The 17,122-nt window shown below is 66.1% G+C and carries 13 protein-coding genes; 5 read left to right on the plus strand and 8 right to left on the minus strand.

Going from position 1 to position 17,122, the window contains the following annotated elements:
• Window position 1: 1 nt before the first annotated feature.
• The 3 genes from ACQP0P_RS27845 to ACQP0P_RS27855 form a co-directional block, all read right to left on the minus strand.
• A complete protein-coding gene (locus ACQP0P_RS27845; RefSeq protein ID WP_433359590.1) occupies window positions 2-514 on the minus strand; it encodes a YdcF family protein in 513 nt (170 codons plus the stop codon).
• Window positions 515-631: 117 nt separating this feature from the next.
• Complete coding sequence (locus ACQP0P_RS27850) at window positions 632-916, minus strand: hypothetical protein (protein WP_433359593.1); 285 nt, start codon at window positions 914-916, stop codon at window positions 632-634.
• Window positions 913-1,356 carry a hypothetical protein gene (locus tag ACQP0P_RS27855; RefSeq protein WP_433359596.1) on the minus strand — a complete coding sequence of 148 codons (444 nt, stop codon included), beginning with the start codon at window positions 1,354-1,356 and terminating at the stop codon, window positions 913-915. The genes ACQP0P_RS27850 and ACQP0P_RS27855 overlap by 4 nt, the downstream gene beginning before the upstream one ends.
• Window positions 1,357-1,771: 415 nt before the next feature.
• On the opposite strand from ACQP0P_RS27855, the gene ACQP0P_RS27860 reads away from it, so the two are divergent.
• The 3 genes from ACQP0P_RS27860 to ACQP0P_RS27870 all read left to right on the plus strand — a co-directional run bounded on the left by ACQP0P_RS27860 (window position 1,772) and on the right by ACQP0P_RS27870 (window position 5,444).
• On the plus strand, window positions 1,772-3,133 hold the full coding sequence (locus ACQP0P_RS27860; protein WP_433359598.1) for a hypothetical protein: 1,362 nt from the start codon (window positions 1,772-1,774) through the stop codon (window positions 3,131-3,133).
• A 244-nt stretch (window positions 3,134-3,377) separates the two neighbouring features.
• A complete protein-coding gene (locus tag ACQP0P_RS27865) occupies window positions 3,378-3,818 on the plus strand; it encodes a GNAT family N-acetyltransferase (RefSeq protein ID WP_433359601.1) in 441 nt (146 codons plus the stop codon).
• Between the two features lie 630 nt (window positions 3,819-4,448).
• Window positions 4,449-5,444, plus strand: a complete 996-nt coding sequence (locus tag ACQP0P_RS27870; protein ID WP_433359604.1) for a hypothetical protein — start codon at window positions 4,449-4,451, stop codon at window positions 5,442-5,444.
• A 114-nt stretch (window positions 5,445-5,558) separates the two neighbouring features.
• On the opposite strand, the gene ACQP0P_RS27875 is transcribed toward ACQP0P_RS27870, so the two are convergent.
• Window positions 5,559-6,179 (minus strand): L-threonylcarbamoyladenylate synthase, encoded by a 621-nt coding sequence (locus ACQP0P_RS27875; RefSeq protein ID WP_433359607.1) that lies wholly within the window; start codon window positions 6,177-6,179, stop codon window positions 5,559-5,561.
• A gap of 301 nt (window positions 6,180-6,480) precedes the next feature.
• Here ACQP0P_RS27875 and ACQP0P_RS27880 point away from each other — a divergent pair, with 301 nt between their 5' ends.
• Both ACQP0P_RS27880 and ACQP0P_RS27885 read left to right on the plus strand, forming a co-directional pair.
• A complete protein-coding gene (locus tag ACQP0P_RS27880; protein WP_433359610.1) occupies window positions 6,481-7,485 on the plus strand; it encodes a phosphotransferase family protein in 1,005 nt (334 codons plus the stop codon).
• A gap of 113 nt (window positions 7,486-7,598) precedes the next feature.
• Window positions 7,599-8,876, plus strand: coding sequence for an MATE family efflux transporter (locus ACQP0P_RS27885; protein ID WP_433359613.1), 1,278 nt, complete (start codon window positions 7,599-7,601; stop codon window positions 8,874-8,876).
• Between the two features lie 251 nt (window positions 8,877-9,127).
• Here ACQP0P_RS27885 and ACQP0P_RS27890 read toward each other — a convergent pair whose 3' ends face one another.
• The 4 genes from ACQP0P_RS27890 to ACQP0P_RS27905 form a co-directional block, all read right to left on the minus strand.
• A complete protein-coding gene (locus ACQP0P_RS27890) occupies window positions 9,128-10,495 on the minus strand; it encodes a cytochrome P450 (RefSeq protein WP_433359616.1) in 1,368 nt (455 codons plus the stop codon).
• Window positions 10,496-10,661: 166 nt separating this feature from the next.
• Entirely contained in the window at window positions 10,662-13,892 is a 3,231-nt protein-coding gene (locus tag ACQP0P_RS27895) for a tetratricopeptide repeat protein (protein WP_433382144.1), read from the minus strand.
• A 323-nt stretch (window positions 13,893-14,215) separates the two neighbouring features.
• Entirely contained in the window at window positions 14,216-15,328 is a 1,113-nt protein-coding gene (locus ACQP0P_RS27900) for an ABC transporter ATP-binding protein (RefSeq protein ID WP_433359619.1), read from the minus strand.
• Complete coding sequence (locus tag ACQP0P_RS27905; protein ID WP_433359622.1) at window positions 15,325-17,106, minus strand: ABC transporter permease; 1,782 nt, start codon at window positions 17,104-17,106, stop codon at window positions 15,325-15,327. Before ACQP0P_RS27905 ends, ACQP0P_RS27900 begins: the two co-directional genes overlap by 4 nt.
• Window positions 17,107-17,122 lie beyond the last annotated feature (16 nt).

Consider the following 17,122-nt stretch of genomic DNA (forward strand, 5'->3'; position numbering starts at 1 on the left):
TCTACAGCGAGATCTTCCGTTCATCAGCCTTGAGGCCGCGGAGTGTCCAAAGTCCATACAGAGCCAGCAGCGGTTTGACAGCCATCCATTCGCCAGAGCGGTAGTCATCCGCGCGCACGAGCCTCTCAGCCAGATCAGGGCGCTGCCGCCGCAAGTACGCGCGGGCCTTGAGCGCGTGAGCCGGCTGGGAGACGATCTTGATGCGATCGGCGTCCTCAAGCAGTGGGATCACGTTCGTGATGTTCTCCCATGTCGTCGCGCTTTGGTCTTCGAGGAGAACCGTGCCGTCGAATTCGAGCACTGACTTCGCGTAGTCAGCCATCAATTGGGCCTCCGCAGCGCCACCGCTGGTCACACCGCCGCTGAAGATCACGCGAGTGCCACGCGCGCTGTCAGCGGCGATGGAGCGAATTCCAGCACGGACTCGCCAGCGGTTGATGAGGTTCGCCGTCGTTTGGGGGTTCCGGTAGCCCAGTACGACCACGGCCTCGAATGCGCCCTCACTGTTCCCCACGAGAGCTCGAGACCAGCGCCAGTTCAACCACTCACCCCAGGCCAGGGCTGCAGCCCCAGCTACCGCCAATCCCGTCCTTCCTCGCATGCGGCGACTCTAGGGCACCTAGATGGAGACTCACAGCGGGGCCGCGCCGTTCTCGGCGGGGTTCTCCGGGGGCGGGTTGTAGGCCCGGTGGATCTGCCGGGCCGCGCCCGCCGGGTCGTGGATGGTGTGGCAGCGCCACCGGAGCTCCTCGCCGATCCAGCGGAACCACTCGGGGCCCGTCCAGACCACCAGCCCCGGCGCGAGACTGAGCGCCGGGTCTCCGGACTGCGTCCAGAACACATCGCGGTCCTCGGTCGCCACCCCGAGGGTGAACAGCTCGCGGCGGAGATTCTCCAACGCCCTCTGCACAGTCATCGGGGCCTCCGGGGCCTACGACCCCATGCCGGGTCTCCGGCCGGGGGATCGTACGGCTCATCCGGCCCGCTCTGCGCGTCCCGCGAGGGACGGGCCTTCCGGGTGAGGGAATCCGGGTGGGGAGTCTTTCCGGTGGGGGCGTCCGAGGAGCGAGCCTGCCCGGTGCGGGAATCCGGTGGGTGAGCCTCCCCTGCGGGGACGTTCGGGTGGGAGCCCTCCTTCCATTCGGTGAAGGCGCGTTCGATGTGACGGGCCGTGCCCTCCAACTCCTCGGCGGTCACCGCCTCGATGTGCGGCGCGGCTGACAGCTCCCCGCCCCGGGGAACGGCCCAGAAACGACCGGTGTACTCGCCGTACCAGACCGTCCACCACGGCAGCCGCCGGGCCAGCTCCCGCCCCGCCGCCCTGTTCTCGGCGTTCTCCGCCATCCGATCGTCCACCGTGCACCCACCTCCGGTCACCGAATCCGTCGGCGTCATTAGAAGGTGCGGATGACCTGCGGTGAAGGCTGACAACCGGCGACGGCACCGAACAGGACAGACGTCCCCACCCGTTGAAGATCTGTCCCGCTGAAGATCAGGCGACGTGGAGTCGCGACTCGCCGAAGAAGAGCGTGCCGAGCACCCGTCGAAGATCAGACGACGGCCGCCCGACGCGCCTGCTCCCGCCGTACGGATCGGCTCACCTGCGCTCCTGCATTCATCGGAAAACATGCCGATTCCCCGAGGGGATGGTCGCCCGGTCGGCAGATCTGCCGAGAGTTGGGGAAAATGTGTGCGAATAATTGCGGAGAGTGATAATCGATCGGGAAGATGGGTGCGCTGGGTGTCCTTTCTCGTTCGAGGAGTGATTGCGGTGGCCAGAGGCGGCGAGCTTTCCGGGTGGGTGGTGCGGATCCGCACCGAGCGCAAGACGCGGGGATGGGACGTGCCGATGATGGCGCGGCGACTGCGCGCCGCCCTCGGAGACGGCGACAGCCTGCCCCCGCAGGAGTCCCTGGTCCGGGTGATCCGCCGCTGGGAGTCCGGCGAGACCACCACGCTGAGCGAGCGCTACCGGCTGCTCTACAGCCGCGCCCTGGGCATCCCCGAGGCCATCCTGTTCGCACCCGCGCGGACATTGAGCCCGTACGACGGCACCACCGACAATCAGCAGCAGGACCACTGCACCGGTCACGAGGGAGAAGGTGATCCTACGAACCGCCGAGACGTGCTCAGAGTCGGCCTGGCCGCCGCCATGGGACGAGTCCTGGGCGACGCCACCGACGAGGCCATGGAATTCACCCGCCGCGCCAGCCAGTCCGCCGTCGGACAAAGCACCTTGGATCATCTTGAGGTCGTGATCACCGACATCGCCACAAACGTCAATCGCAACTCACCCGCCGACATGCTCGTCGTGGCCCGCGCCTACCGTCAGCGTGTGGACCAGCTCATCCGCAGCCCGCACACCCTCAGAGAAGGCCGCGAGCTGTACGTCTACGCCGGCTGGCTCTCTCATGAGCTTTCCTGGCTGGCTCATGAGCTGGGCAACCCGGTCGCCGCCCATGCCTACGCCATCGACGCCTTCGAGCACGCTCACCAGGCCGGACATGACGAGCTGTACGCTCACGCGGCCAACGTGATGGCCTCCATCTCGATCCAGGGCATACACCCGGACCGTGCGCTGTCGGCCGCCCAGAAAGGGCTGAGCAGAGTCCCGACACGTCACGTACTGGCCATCCGACTGAACACCCAGGCCGCCAGAGCACACGCGCAGCTCGGCCAGCGTGCGGAGTGCGAATCGCTGCTCCAGGCAGCCGAGACGGTATACGAGCGGTTGCCGGACCGGTCGCAGGGAAGCTTCGGAACCGATGCCGGTGCGTCAGGTGCCACCCAGACCATCCCCAGTTACTCGGCTCTGGCATGGCTGTCGCTCGGGGACTTCGAGAAATCCCGGAGACATTCGGAAACCGCGATCGCCGCCTACGAGGCAAAGCCCGCAGAAAACCGGGTCCCAAGCAGCGAAGCTCTCACTCGGATCTATCTGGGCATCGCCCTCGCCCAGCTCGGCGCCCCAGAAGAAGCCGTCTCGATGGGCTCGCAGGGCTTGGAGTCACCACGCCTGACCGCCCCCATCCACTCCCGTGCTGCACACCTCGACCGCATCCTCACCAAGCGCTACCCCGGCCTGAGCGACGCGGAGGAGTTCCACGAGCGCCGCCTGGCCCTCACAACCTGAGCACGGGACCGCCACGAGATCGCGGAACGGTCACATCCCGCGCCGCACGACTCGATCGCGCTTGCTGACGGACACCCCGTTCCGGCTCTCACTCACGTCGGGTCCGGGAAACCGTGCGCTATAACGCCGGCCCATCTGGGAGCGGAAGTTGGTCGCACGTCTTGATCGGCTGAAGATGTTCTCGTCTCATCCGCCATCTTTCGTTCACAGCCTCGGATGGCCCACGTCTCCTATGCTTGCTCGCGTGGACATCCGCGGCAGAACCCCGGCCGATCTGGACGCCTGCATTGCGGCTCTCGCCGACGTTCAGACCGTCGATCGTTACCCCGTGGACTGGCCGAACGATCCCGGTGGCTGGTTGACGCCGGGTGACCTGGCCGGAGCATGGGTAGCGGTCGAGGCAGAGGTGGTGTTCGGCCATGTGGCTGTCACACGGGGCATGGAGATCACCCGCCTGTTCGTCACCCCCGCCGCCCGGGGACGTGGCGTGGCCGCCCGGCTCATCGGCACGGTCCGCGCCGCCGTTCAGACCCCCTTGAAGCTGGAGGTCTCCTCCGAGGGGGAAGCAGCCATCAGACTCTACGAGCGGATTGGCTGGCGCAGGGTCGGCAGCACCCGCGCCACCTGGCTCAACACGACAGGCGAGCCGGCCCTGCTGCACCATTACGCGAGCCCACCGATCTGATCGTCACGAGTGTTCGCCAGTGGTCGTCGGCGGTGCGCAAAGGTGTGACCTGACAGCCCCCATCCCTGGCCACGCCTCGTACGGCCGAACTCGCCAAACGGGCCAGCCATCGCTCCCAAGGGCCACCTATCGGTCAAAAACTCAGCTGGGCTGTACGGCCTGCTGGGCGATGGTGTGACCGTTTCGGACGAGAGCCTCGGCCCGCTGACGGGTTACGTCGGCTTCTTCGCGAGTGGCTATGACAGCGAGGAGGCCGAGTGAGGTGCCTTCCGTCCGCCGTACGGACCAACCCGCACAGACTCATACGTTCACCCGAAAAACCCCAACAAAAGAGAGCATTTCAGACAAACCCATCAATGCGACAAAAAATAGTCCGCACGTAAAATACTTGACCATTCATCATCAGGTTCTCATCCCGTAATAAAACCCAAGAATGGTATTCCGCAAGCTTTCCGGACATAAGTCCAAATCGAGGACGATGGCACCTGTGGGCTGGGGATTGTCGCGCAAAGTAGGCGGGAATTACGGCCCGTCGAATCACCGTTCGGGCTATGGTTCCCCTCGAAACATTAAAAAGCCCCGGCGGGTGCACCAACACCCCCGGGACACGGCACCCGGAGCAACTTCCGCATGCGAATCCACCGTAGCAACCCCAAGGCCAATTTCACCATCCTACCCAACGGTTTTCTCAAAAATCGGCGGCTGTCCTTCGTCGCCCGCGGCCTGCTCGCCTACCTGCTGTCCTGCCCCGACAGCATTCACCAGAGCATCAAGGCGCTCGCCACCGAGAACCCCGAGGGCCAGCAGGCCATCGCCAGGGCTATGCGGGAGCTGGCCGACCACGGCTATCTGATCCGCAGGCGCTTCCGCGACGAGGCCGGGAAGCTGCACACCGTGGTGGACATTTACGACACCCCGCAGCACGACCGCCCCGACCCCGACCTCCAGGTCATCTCAGGCCCCGGGAAGCCAAGCCTTGACAAGCCAAGCCTTGACAAGCCAAGCCTCGGTAAGACGAGCCCGCTCCCTACGGGAGTAAAGAAAGAACTTCAAGAAACCACCCCCTCCCCCGACCCGGCCGCGCGACGGCGCGGCTCGGGCGAACCCGCCTGGCCCGCCAAGCCGCCCCCGGACAACGGAGACGACGGGGACGGCGGGGATGATGGAGACGGTGGGGGCGGCGGAAACGGCGGCGGAGGTGGATCCGCAGCCCCCGGCGTTGCCTTCCTGACCCGCCTGGGCCGGGCCGAACCCCGGCTCACCATCGGCGAATCCGAGATGGCCCCCCTTCTGCCCCTCCTCACCGAGTGGTTCGACCGAGGCAGCACCGAGACGCAGATCCGAACCGTCCTGACCGTCGGACTGCCCGACGAGATCCGCTCACCCGCCAAACTGATCATGCACCGGCTGCGGACCAAACTGCCCGCCCCCGCACCGGTGACCGCACCTGCCAGGCTCGTGGCTCGCACCGAGTGCGACGACTGCGCACGCCCCGTACCGACTCCTGGCAGATGCCCTCAGTGCGCCGATACCCGGACCGGAAAACCCATCCCGACCGCGGACGTCAAACGCGGCGCCGCCCTCGCCCGCGAACTGTTGAAGCGGCCACGCCTCATCGCTGCATAAATCACGCCTTCCCGCCCGAATCCACATCGGCAGTGCCTCGATCGGGTTCTGCGCGGATTCAGGACTCGCACCTGACGAAGTCGCCGGGGGGACGTGCCAGACCTGCCGGTCGTCTTACTCGAAGAGGGACGGGTCTCCGGTGCCCCTGCGGAGGATCTCCGGCTCGCCCTGCGAGAGGTCGACGACCGTCGTCGGGGTGGCACCGCACTCACCGGAGTCGATGACGGCGTCCACCACATGGTCGAGCCTCTCCTTGATCTCCCAGCCCTGTGTCGGGGGCTCGGTCTCATCGGGCAGCAGCAGGGTGCTCGACAGCAGCGGTTCGCCGAGTTCGGCCAGCAGCGCCTGCGTGATGACGTGGTCGGGGATCCGGACGCCGACCGTCTTCTTCCGGGGGTGCAGCAACCGCCGTGGCACCTCCTTGGTCGCGGGCAGGATGAACGTGTATCCACCGGGGGTCGCCGCCTTGACCGAGCGGAACAGCGCATTGCTCACATGTACGAACTGGCCGAACTGGGCGAAGTCTCTGCAGACCAAGGTGAAGTGGTGATCACTGCCCAGGTCGCGGATCTCCCTGATCCGGTCGATGCCCTCCTTGTTGCCCAGTCGGCACCCCAGCGCGTAGCACGAGTCCGTCGGATAGGCGATCAGCCCGTCCGCACGCAGAAGATCGGCCACCTGGCCGATCAGTCGAGGCTGCGGATCTTCCGGATGCACATCAAGGTATTTCGTCACACCTTGAAGCTTAGAAGCGGACATTCCATCACATGACATGCGGGCTGCCCGCAGACACCGAGTGAACCGAAGGTCACCGTCCGCCCCTTCAACGCGGCGCCCGGTCGTCGTTCAACCGGCCGGCCCAGATCACCGCCGTCCCGTCACCTTACGAGAGTCCGTTCATCGACTCGGCCAGGCCGCAGCGCCGCACGCCGCGAAGATCCGCTCGGGCGGCCTGCGGAACATGGCCGTGGAGCCGTGCGGAGGACGGAGAATGGACGAGCGGATCATCCCCCCAACGCGATCTCGGAGAATCTTCATGAAAGCCGTGACCGACAGCGTCACCAAGAACCGGCAGTCGATCGACGGCTTGCGTGCCATGGTCACGCGTGCCTTCGGGGACGCCCAGGTGCCCGAGGGTGAGGACTGGGTCGAGGAGTTGGGCCACGGCTGGTTCAACGTGGCCTACCGGATCCGCCTGCGAGACGGCCGGTCGGTGGTGCTCAAGATCGCGCCGCTCGCCGACGTCGAGGTGATGACGTACGAGCGGAACATGATGCGCACCGAGGTGCACGCGCTGACGATGGTCCGTGAGCGTACCTCCGTACCGGTGCCCGCCGTTCATTTCTACGACGAGAGCCACGAGCTGTGCGACGCCGACTACTTCTTCATGGAGTTCGTCGACGCCGACAATCTCGGCATCATCAAGGACCGGTTGTCCCCCGAGGTGTACGGCGCCTGCCAGGAGGCACTCGGTGCGGCGAACCATGCCCTCAACCAGATCAAGGGCGATCATTTCGGGCCGTTGCTGGACGACACGGCGAGCGGGGCCACCTGGCGGCAGGTCTTCACCGGCATCGTCGAGGACGTCCTGCGCGACGGAGAGCGACGCAACGTCGACATCGGCTGGGACTACGACGTCATCCGCCGGCTCGTGGCCGAGCACGCGGACTGCCTCGACGAGGTGACCGAGCCGACGTTCGTCGAGTGGGACCTCTGGGATTCCAACGTCATGGTGCGCGACGGCGCCCTGGTGAGCATCCTCGACCATGAGCGTGCGCTGTACGGCGATCCGATCATGGAGGCCGGATTCGTCGCCACCGAGACAGACGACATGTCGAGTGACGTGGAGAGCTTCATGCGGGGCTACGGCAGGGAGTCGTTCACTCCGGCTGAAAGAACGCGGCGCCGCCTGTACAACCTTCATCTTCTGTTGATCATGGTCATCGAGACCGTCTACCGCGGGCACACGGATTCCTCGCAGTACGACTTCGCGCGGACGAAACTGGCGCAGATCATGGAAACCTTCGGCCACCGGCGATGACTCCGGCGGGGATTCTCCCGTCGAGTCCACGCGGTGACCGCGGGGACCGGACCACGGCCCTCGGCACGCGACCGGTCGGGCCGCTGCTCTGGGACTCCGCTTCCCAGGCGACCGTGTCGGTCGCGACCTACGGCGTCTACGCGCTGACGAACGCCTGGTTCGTCTCCCGCGGCGTGGGGGCGATCGCGTTCGCGGCCGTGAACATCGTGACGCCCGTCCTGTTGATCCTCGGGGCGGTGGCGACCACGGTCGGGATCGGCGGCGCGTCGCTGGTCTCCCGCAGCCTCGGCGCCGGCGACCTCCGGCAGGCCGCTCGGGCGACCGGCAACGCGTTCCTCGTCTACTGGACGACGGCCGTGATCATCGGTGTGCTGGGAGTGCTGCTGGTCGACCCGCTCCTCACCCTGCTGGGCACCACGGACGAGACTCACGGCTACGCGCGCGACTACGCCCTGATCATTCTGGCGGGCGCGATCACGGCGACCGGCTTCTCCAGCCTGGTGCGGGCCGAGGGGCGGACGCGCTTCTCGACCATGCTCTGGGTGGCCCCGGTGGTCTGTCAGATCGTGCTCGATCCGCTGCTGATCTTCGGCTTCGACCTGGGGGTTCGCGGCGCCGCGCTGGGAACGGTGGGCGGCCAGGCGGTTTCCATGGGTATGAGCCTGTGGTTCTTCTTCGTCCAGCGCGACCGCCCCTACCGCGTCACCCGCGCCGATCTGCGCCCGCACGGCCCCACGTTGCGCCTGCTGGTGGCCGTGGGAGCACCTTCCTTTCTCGGAGGCTTCGGCAACACCCTGGTCGTGGCGCTCGTCAACAACCTGCTGGTGACGCTCGGCGGCCCGGTGCTGATGAGCGCCTACGCCATCTGCAGCCGGATCGGCACGTTCGTCCTGATGCCCCAGCTCGGCATCTCACAGGGGATGCAGCCGCTGATCGGATACAACGCGGGCCGAGCCCTGGCCGCTCGCGTCGGCCGCACGAGAACACTCGCCCTTCGCGCGACAGCGGTCTACGGAACGGTGGCCTGTCTCGTCCTGCTGGTGGCCGCCGCGCCGTTGACGGCGGCGTTCACCGACGATCCAGCGGTCCGGGAAGCGGCGACCCATGCCCTGCGAATCATCGCGCTCAGCTATCCCCTCTCGGGGGTGGCGATGCTCGTGTCGGCGTACTTCCAGGCGTTGGGGCGGGCGCGACCGTCCTACATGATCTCGATCGGGTCGATCGTGGCGGTCCGGGTGCCGTTGCTGCTCGCCTTCAGCCTCTTCGGAACCCTGTGGTTGTGGATCAGCTTCCCGGTGGCCGAGATCGTCGTCGCGGGAGCCGCGATGTTGATCCTGCTCCGCCTGGGAAAGTCACACGGACCACACGGTAAGCACCTCCAGCCCTGCTAATGGTCTCGAAAGGCCGTGGTCAGGTTAGGGACAGGCCGATCGCCGACCGGGATTTCCCGGGGGTACACCGGAGGTATCAGGGGTCACCGAGCTGACCGCTGGGCTGTTCGGGGCGCGCTACCCCCCGCACGAGGCCCCGCCGCCGGTCCAGGGCGTGTATGGGCTCCGCAATCACATGACGCGGGGGAATCAGCGTGGATTCCCCCGCCGCGTCGAAGGCCGGCGCAGGCTCCACCCGCCGGCCACCGCGCTCACCGCGGCGGAAACCGGCTCCAGAGTTTGGTGACGCTGCCGGTGACGCACCGCCGGACGGAGGAGCCGTCCCGGCCCACCCCGATCATGATCGGCTTCTTCGGGAACGCGGTGGCGCCGGACTTGATGCGATAGTCGACCTCGGTGGTGAGCAGCTCCGGCGTACCGTACTCCAGCGCCATGCCGAGGGTCGTCCGAATCTGCAGGTCGGCGAAGGACGCACCCAGGCAGCGGCGCTGGCCCACACCGAATGGCAGGAACTCGTACGGTGAGGGTCGGGAGTCGGCCCACCGCGACGGCCGGAAGACGTCCGGGTCCGGGAACGCCGCGGGATCGCGATGCTCCAGCAACGGCGCGGCGAACGCCAGCGCGCCCGGGGGGATCGGCGGCGAGCCGTCGATCTCCACCTCGCGCATGACCCGCCGGGGTAACGAGAGCGGAACGGTCGGGATGAGCCGCTGGGACTCCTTGACGACGGTGTCCAGCGTCTCATCGTCGCAGACCGTGAGCTCCGGCGTGCCGAGGATGGTGAGCATGGCCCACGTCATCGACATCGCGGTCGTCTCGAACCCGGCGGCGAACAACCCGTGCAACTCCCCCGCGATCTCCGGCGTGGTGAGTGAGTCGCCGTCCTCGTCGGTCGTGTGGCACAGGATGGACAGTGCGTCCGGCCGGGGCTCCTCGGCCCGCTTACGCTCGATGATCGCCTCGAACTCGTCGTACACCCCGGCGACCCGCCGCACCCACCGGCCGTAGGGCGTCCAGTCTCGATCCTTCTGGTGCATGAAGACCATCGGGTTCAGGGTGGCCTGCAACAGGTCGCTGACGGACTGCGCGAGGGCGACGTTCCTGGCGTCCGGTTCGAGCCCGAGCAGGCAGGTGAGCAGGTTGGCCCGGGTGATGCGGAGGAACTCGGCGACCATGTCGAACGGCTCGCGGTCCGCCGACGCGAACCGGGACTGCTTGAAGGTGTCGGCGAAGACCTTCCGGTAGTGCTCCATGGCGGTCCTGTGCACGATCGGCATCAGCAACCTGCGGGACCGCCGGTGGCACTCGCCGTTGAACGTGATGACGGCGTCGAACATCCGCGACCACGGCCGCCCCTCGGGCAGCGTGAACAGGCCGTCGCTCAACCGGTGGAAGGTGTCGTTGTCGGTGAAGTACCGCCTGACGGCCTCCTCGCCCCTGAGCAGGACGATCGACCCGTTGCCCCGGCTCAACGGCACCACCGGGCCGGGGAAGGCCGGGGCGATGCGGTCGAAGGCGTACCAGGCGGGGTGCCGGAGGAAGCTGAGGTTATTGAGGAGGGGAATTCCCCCGGGGCCCGCCGCGTCCATGCGCAGCGCGGTGTCGAACATCTTTGCCATGCGTCACGCATCCGTTCGCTCGACATGAGGGTACGTGCGGCTTACCTCACCAGCAAGATGGGCGCCGCCGTGGTCGTACCCGACGGCCGGGCCCGCCACCGCGAGGAGCGCCAAGCCGCACGAGGCGCCGCTGCCGGGGGGGGATACCCGCCTGGTCACGCCGGAGTCAGCCGTCGTCTCTCACCGGAACGTGGATGAGGGGGCGCCCAAGATGCGCCGAAAGTCGATCAACGAACGCGAGATCCAGCGGCTCCCAGTTCCAAAGACAGATGGCAAAATTACAAAACACCCAGGGCGTATCAAACAACCAATCCTGCAACTGGGCACCCTGCCCGCAACTCACACATTCCCGCTGAGTTGGGCGATAATAACTCCAGCAGTCGGCGAGATCGATGACTTCGCTCCATGTCCGGGTAGGCAGGCCGTCCTTTCGTAAAGGTAGTCGATACTCACAGTTTGGACAGATCAAAAAATCAGCCGTCATTGGATGGCATATGACTCTCTCATAATGTATTGTGAGCCGCCGAGTACCACCCGTCGGGGATACATTTCCCTGCTCCGTGGCGTATTGACTTCCGGGAAGATAGATATCGGTCGCTGTTTTTTCTGCGGAGATCACGCCTTCCGAAACCAACCAGTCCACCACACGTTGCGCCAGTGCCCTGGATTCGGGGGGGCTGGTTTCAGGATCGGCCACCCACTGATAGCGGTCGCCATTGATAACCGATTCATCCCGTATCATTGCCCGAACGAGACGGTCAGACGGATCGTTGGGGTCGAGGCTGATGGCCATGTCGAAGTCGGCCAACGCCTTCTCATACTGACCCATCGCCTGATAGCTCGCGCCACGCGAAGAAAACACCCACGCATATTCAGAGCCAAGGCCGATGGCCGTAGTGAAATCAGCCAATGCCTCCTCATACCGACCCATCGCCTGATAGGTCTGGCCACGCGAGGCGATTGCCCACGCATATTCAGAGTCAAGACCAATAGACGTAGTGAAATCAGCCAACGCCTCCTCATACCGACCCATCAACCGATAGGTCTCACCACGCGAATCGAACATCCAGGCATACCTAGGGTCAAGACCAATAGCCGTATCAAAGTCAGCCAATGCCTCCTCATACCGACCCATCGCCTGATAGGTCTGGCCACGCGAGGCGATTGCCCAATCGTATTCGGAGGCAAAGCCAATGGCCGTAGTGAAATCAGCCAACGCCTCCTCGCGCCGACCCATCAACCGATAGGTCTCACCACGCGAAGCAATCGCCCAGGCATACTCAGGGGCAAGACCAATAGCCACGTTAAAGTCAGCCAACGCCTCCTCATACCGACCCAAAAACCAATAGATATCACCGCGCGAAGCAATCGCCCAATCATATTCGGAGTCAAGATCGATAACTGTAGTGAAATCAGCCAACGCCTCCTCATACCGACCCATCAACCGATAGGTTCGACCACGCGAAGCAATCGCCCAGGCATACTCAGGGGCAAGACCAATAGCCACGTTAAAGTCAGCCAACGCCTCCTCATACCGACCCAAAAACCGATAGGTCTCACCACGCGAAGCAATCGCCCAGGAGTTTTCGGAGTCAAGATTAATAGCCGCGTTGAGGTCAGCCAAAGCCTCTTCATGCCTATTCATTAATCGGTAGCTTTCACCACGCCGACTGACAACCCAAGTGTATTCGGAATCCAGATCGATGGCCATGGTGAAGTCGGCGATCGCCTCCGTATAGCGATCGGCGAGGTAGTGTTGATAACCGCGAACCCGATAGGCGTGCTTCTTGGATCCGGACGGAAACCACGGCTGCCGGAGAAGGTCATCTAGAAATGGTGAAAGGTCGCCACCCTCCGCATCCAGTATTGTCTGTAATTTTTGACCCCATGTTGCCAGGAGTACCGCATCCGTGTCCCGCCCGGCCTGGACGACCATGTCGACCCATCGGCGTACGGACTTCGGCCCTTCTCCGTGTGGCCCGACTACTAAATCGATGACCTCTGGAAGCGCAGCCATTGAGTCCGCGCAGAGGCGGTGATAGCACTCTTCCAAAAGGTGGTTCTGCCAGGTCTCATCGCTTCTCTGACTCTTATCCGACTGTCCAATACCTTCGCGCCACTCCATGTAGGTATGTGCCAGCCGACGGTGTGACTTCTGCCATTCCTGCCGCGACTGGTTACGACTCAGGCGAATCATGGGTTCACGTACCAGATCGTGATACCGGCAGCCGCTCACCGTCTGTGTCACGAAACTCTGGCCGTGCAGCCACGCGTACAGGTCCGCGGTGTCGGCGGCCTCGTCCGGCAGCAGGGCGGCCACCAGGTCACGGCTCACCTGACGGGGCAGGGCGGCCGCCAGTGCGAGCGCGCGCCGGGCCGGGTCGTCCTCCCACTGCAGGAAGCGTTCGACGAGACTGCCCGAGGGGTCGTGCAGAGCCTCGGGCGCTGTCGGTCCCTGTTCGGCCAGCATCGCCACCGCCAACGGCAACCCTCCGGACACGGCCAGGATGACCTCGATCACCTGCTCGTCCACGATGCCCTTGTCCGCCAGAACCTGTCGCGCCTCCACATCGGTGAACGCCGCGAGCGGCATGTCGACGAGCAGGCCGAAGAAATCAGCCCAGCGACTGGCGTTCAGGGGATGGCGCCCGGCGATCGTGATGATCATGTCGGGTGGAGCATCGCCGTAGCGGCCCATCAGCACGTCACGGAGCCAGGAATCCAGATAGGAGCTCGTCCGCTCATAGGTGTCAAAAAAGAGCGCCAGCGGCCGGCGAAGTTGGTACAGCCCCTCCAGAAAGAGCGGGGTGAGCTCCTCCTCCGGTGAAGTGAGCAGCCGCACATCATCCTGCTTGTATCGCTTCTGCAGGGCTCCGGAACGGAGCCGATCGACGTTGTCGGCCACCGCGGCCGAATCCACCGCCTTGGCGACGATGCTGCCGCCCGGAATGGTGGCGGTCGCCGTGTCCAGGGCTACCCGCACCACCGCCTTGGTCGCCAAGGAGGCGATCCCCTCTTCGGGAGCGGAGTCCGTCTCCAGTTCGTGTCGACGCTGCCGATAGACCGAATGTCGCTGGGTGAAGCGTTTCATCCGGGCGCTCTGACCCTCAAGTTGCTGGGCGATCTCAGCCATCACCTCAACGACGCCATAGGAGGACTCGTCAGTACCGGCGGTGAGCCACCGTTGCTCGGTCGCGGCATTTCGGAGCCGGGTCAGCAGAAAGGTCTTACCCACGCCTCCGTCTCCATGAATGGCGAACAGGAAGCGCCGTGCATCGTCGTTCGACGAAAGCACGAGGTTGTTGAGGAAGAATGCCCGCTCCCCTTCCCTGCCCACAAACCCCGCACGCTGGCGCCGCCGCACGATGTCCTGGAAGGAACGAGGAGCCTCCTCCATGGTCACCTCGCCCTCCACCCGCCTGACGCCTGACTGCGTTCAGGCGGTATCGACTACGAAAAGATCATGCTCACCGTCCCCCACGGCCATCGTTCTTGCCCGACACGTGAATCGTCAAGAAGCACGGTCTGACAACGTGTTTGAGCAGTGACCACGAGGGTCGGTGAACCCTTTCGAGTGGGCGGGACGGCCTCGGGTAACGCGCCGTAGCGGTGTGTTGGTCGCGGCCCAGCGGATCATCGCCTCGCTGGTCGGCGGGTGGCGCTCGTACCCGACCGGGCCGGAGGCGTGCCGTCTCCGGCCCCTTGCGCGGCACGGCTCGGTCAGTCCTTGTTGAGGACGTACGCTCGCGCCGGGTCGACGGTGACGGTGACGTTGGCACCCTCGGCGAGCAGGCGCCGCGGCTCCGGGCCGGGCACCGTCACCGCGAGTGTGCCGGCGTTCGTCTCCACCTCGTAGTCGACGCTGTGACCGTGGAATGTAGAGCGCAGCACCGAGCCGACGCCGCCCGCGGGCGCGACGGCCAGCGAGAGGGTCTCCGGCCGCAGCATGAGGTACGCGGCGGCGCCGTTGGCGCGCACCTCCGGGTGGGCCGGAACGGTCATCTCCCGGCCCAGGGCGTTGATCACCGCGCCGTCCGCCTCCATCCGCTCCGGGACGACCTCGATGAAGTTGGCCCGGCCGATGAAGTCCGCGACGAACACGGTCGCCGGGCGGAAGTAGATGTCGGCCGGGGCGGCCGCCTGCTCGATCCGGCCCTTGTTCATCACCACCACCCGGTCGGACATGGTCATCGCCTCGTCCTGGTCGTGCGTGACGTACAGGCTGGTGATGCCGAGCCGGCGCTGGATGCGGCGGATCTCGGCGCGCATGGCGCCGCGCAGCTTGGCGTCGAGGTTGGACAGCGGCTCGTCGAAGAGCAGCACCTTGGGCTGGACGACGAGCGCGCGGGCCAGCGCGACGCGCTGCTGCTGGCCGCCGGACAGCTCGTGCGGGCTGCGGTTCTCCAGGCCGAGGAGGTTCATGCTGGTGAGGGCGATCTTGATGGCGGCCTCGGTCTCGTCCTTGCCGCGGCGCTGGATACGCAGGCCGTAGGCGATGTTCTCACTCACGGTGAGATGCGGGAACAGAGCGTAGCTCTGGAACACCATGGCCATCGGGCGGCGTTGCGGCGGCATCGTGTCGATCACGTCGCCGTCGAGCCGGACATGCCCGCCGGTGGCCTCCTCCAGCCCGGCCACGATGCGCAGTGTGGTGGTCTTGCCGCAGCCGGAGGGACCGAGCAGGGTGATGAACTCGCCGGGCGCCACGTCGAGCGTGACCGCGTCGACGGCGACGACGGGCGCCGAGCCGCGGGTCTCGAACTTCTTGGTCAGCCTGTCCAGATGGAGGCGGCCGACGTTCTCGGAATCGGTGGTGACGTGTGTGGCCGTCATCGCTTCTGCCTTTCGGGGGAGCCGGCGACCCGGTGAAGTGTGGCGTTGCGTCCGACCAGCAGCCGGATGACCCCGAAGCCCGCGAGCACGATGGCGGTCAGCACCGTGCAGTAGGCGAACGCCACGCCGTACCGGCCGGTGCTCGCGGCGCTGAGGATCTGCGAGGTGATGATGCGGGTACCCGGGGTGACCAGAAGGATGATCGTGGAGATCGAGGTCATGCACCGGGCGAAGCTGTAGCTGAGGCCGGTGAGCAGGGCAGGGCGGATCAGCGGCAGGGTGACCTTGCGGAACGTGCGCAGCGGCCCGGCGCCGAGGTCGGTGGACGCCTCCTCCAGGCTCGGATGCAGCTGGGACAGCGCCGCCGCGCCGGTGCGCAGCCCGGCCGGGACCGAGCGGACGATGTACGCCAGCACGATGGCGATCGCCCCGCCGGCGACCGCGCTGCCGCCGACCAGGCCGGGTAGCACCAGGAAGTCGCCTACGTACCGGTCGGGACGGTAGGCGAGCAGGTAGCCGATGCCGAGCACGGTGCCCGGCACGGCCACGCCGAGCGTGCCGGCGAAGTCGAGCCAGCCTCCGAACCTCGGCAGGTGCCGGACCGCGAGCCAGGCGATGACCAGGCCGAACACGCTGGCGATGGGGGTGGCGACGATGGCCAGCGTGGCCGTGTCCGCGATCGCCTCCCGGCCGACGCCGAGCAGCACCTCGTGCAGGTGGGCGAAGGTGAGCGTGTAGTCCACGCCGAACACCTGGGTGACGCCACCGGCGATGACGGTGCCGTACAGGGCCACGATGACCAGCGCCACGAGCACGGCCAGTCCGTAGACGGGCCAGCGGACCCAGCCGGTGATCAGGTGCACGCTGCCCGAGGGCTTGCCGGTGATGGTGGTGCGGACCTTGCGGCTCAGCCAGTACCGCTGCGCCAGGAAGACCCCGATGGAGGGCACCAGCAGGATCAGGCTGTAGACCGAGGCGCTGGTGAGGTCGTACTCGCCGGTGATGGCCAGGTAGGCGCGGCTGGCCAGCACCGTGTAGTCGCCGCCGATGACGAGCGGGTTGGCCAAGTCGGCGATGGCCTCGACGAACAACAGCAGGAACGGGGCGGCGAGACCGGGCGCCAGCAGCGGCAGCATCACAGTGCGGAAGATCCGCCAGCGGGACGCGCCCAGTGTCATGGCGGCCTCCTCCGTGGCCGGATCCAGGCCACGCATCATGCCGAGCAGGCCCAGGTAGGCCACCGGGAACAGGGACAGCGCCAGCACGAACACCAGGCCGTCCAGCCCGTAGATGTCGTATTCCAGGCCGAGTAGTTCGTGGGTGATCAGTCCCCGTCGTCCGAACAGCACGATAGTGGCGGTGGCCACCGCGAACGGCGGGCTGATCACCGGCACGAGCGCGATGAGGTGCAGCACCCGCTTGCCCGGCACGTCCAGCCGGGTCTGCACGAAGGCGAACAGGAAGCCGATCGCGGTGCCGGCCAGCCCGACCAGCAGGCCGAGGACGAGGGTGTTCCACAGGATGCGCAGATCCACCGTCGAGGTGAAGAACTCCGCGTAGCGCGGCAGCGCGTCCTCCGAGAACGCCGACGCCAGCACCGCGCCGATGGGGAGGACGGTGCCGACGGTGACGAGCACGACGCAGGCTGCGATCGCCAGCAGCACGCTCAGTTCGCGGCGCCGGCGGCGGGGCCGACTGGGGGGCCGGCGAACCGCGCCGGGCGGGCCGGCGGCACCGGCGAGCGGCGGCGGATCGGAGGAGTGGGTCAGGGTGGTCATGGTGCGTCTCCCGCTG

Origin of the sequence: Streptosporangium sp. CA-115845, assembly GCF_050943795.1 — a bacterium.
Lineage (GTDB): Bacteria > Actinomycetota > Actinomycetes > Streptosporangiales > Streptosporangiaceae > Streptosporangium.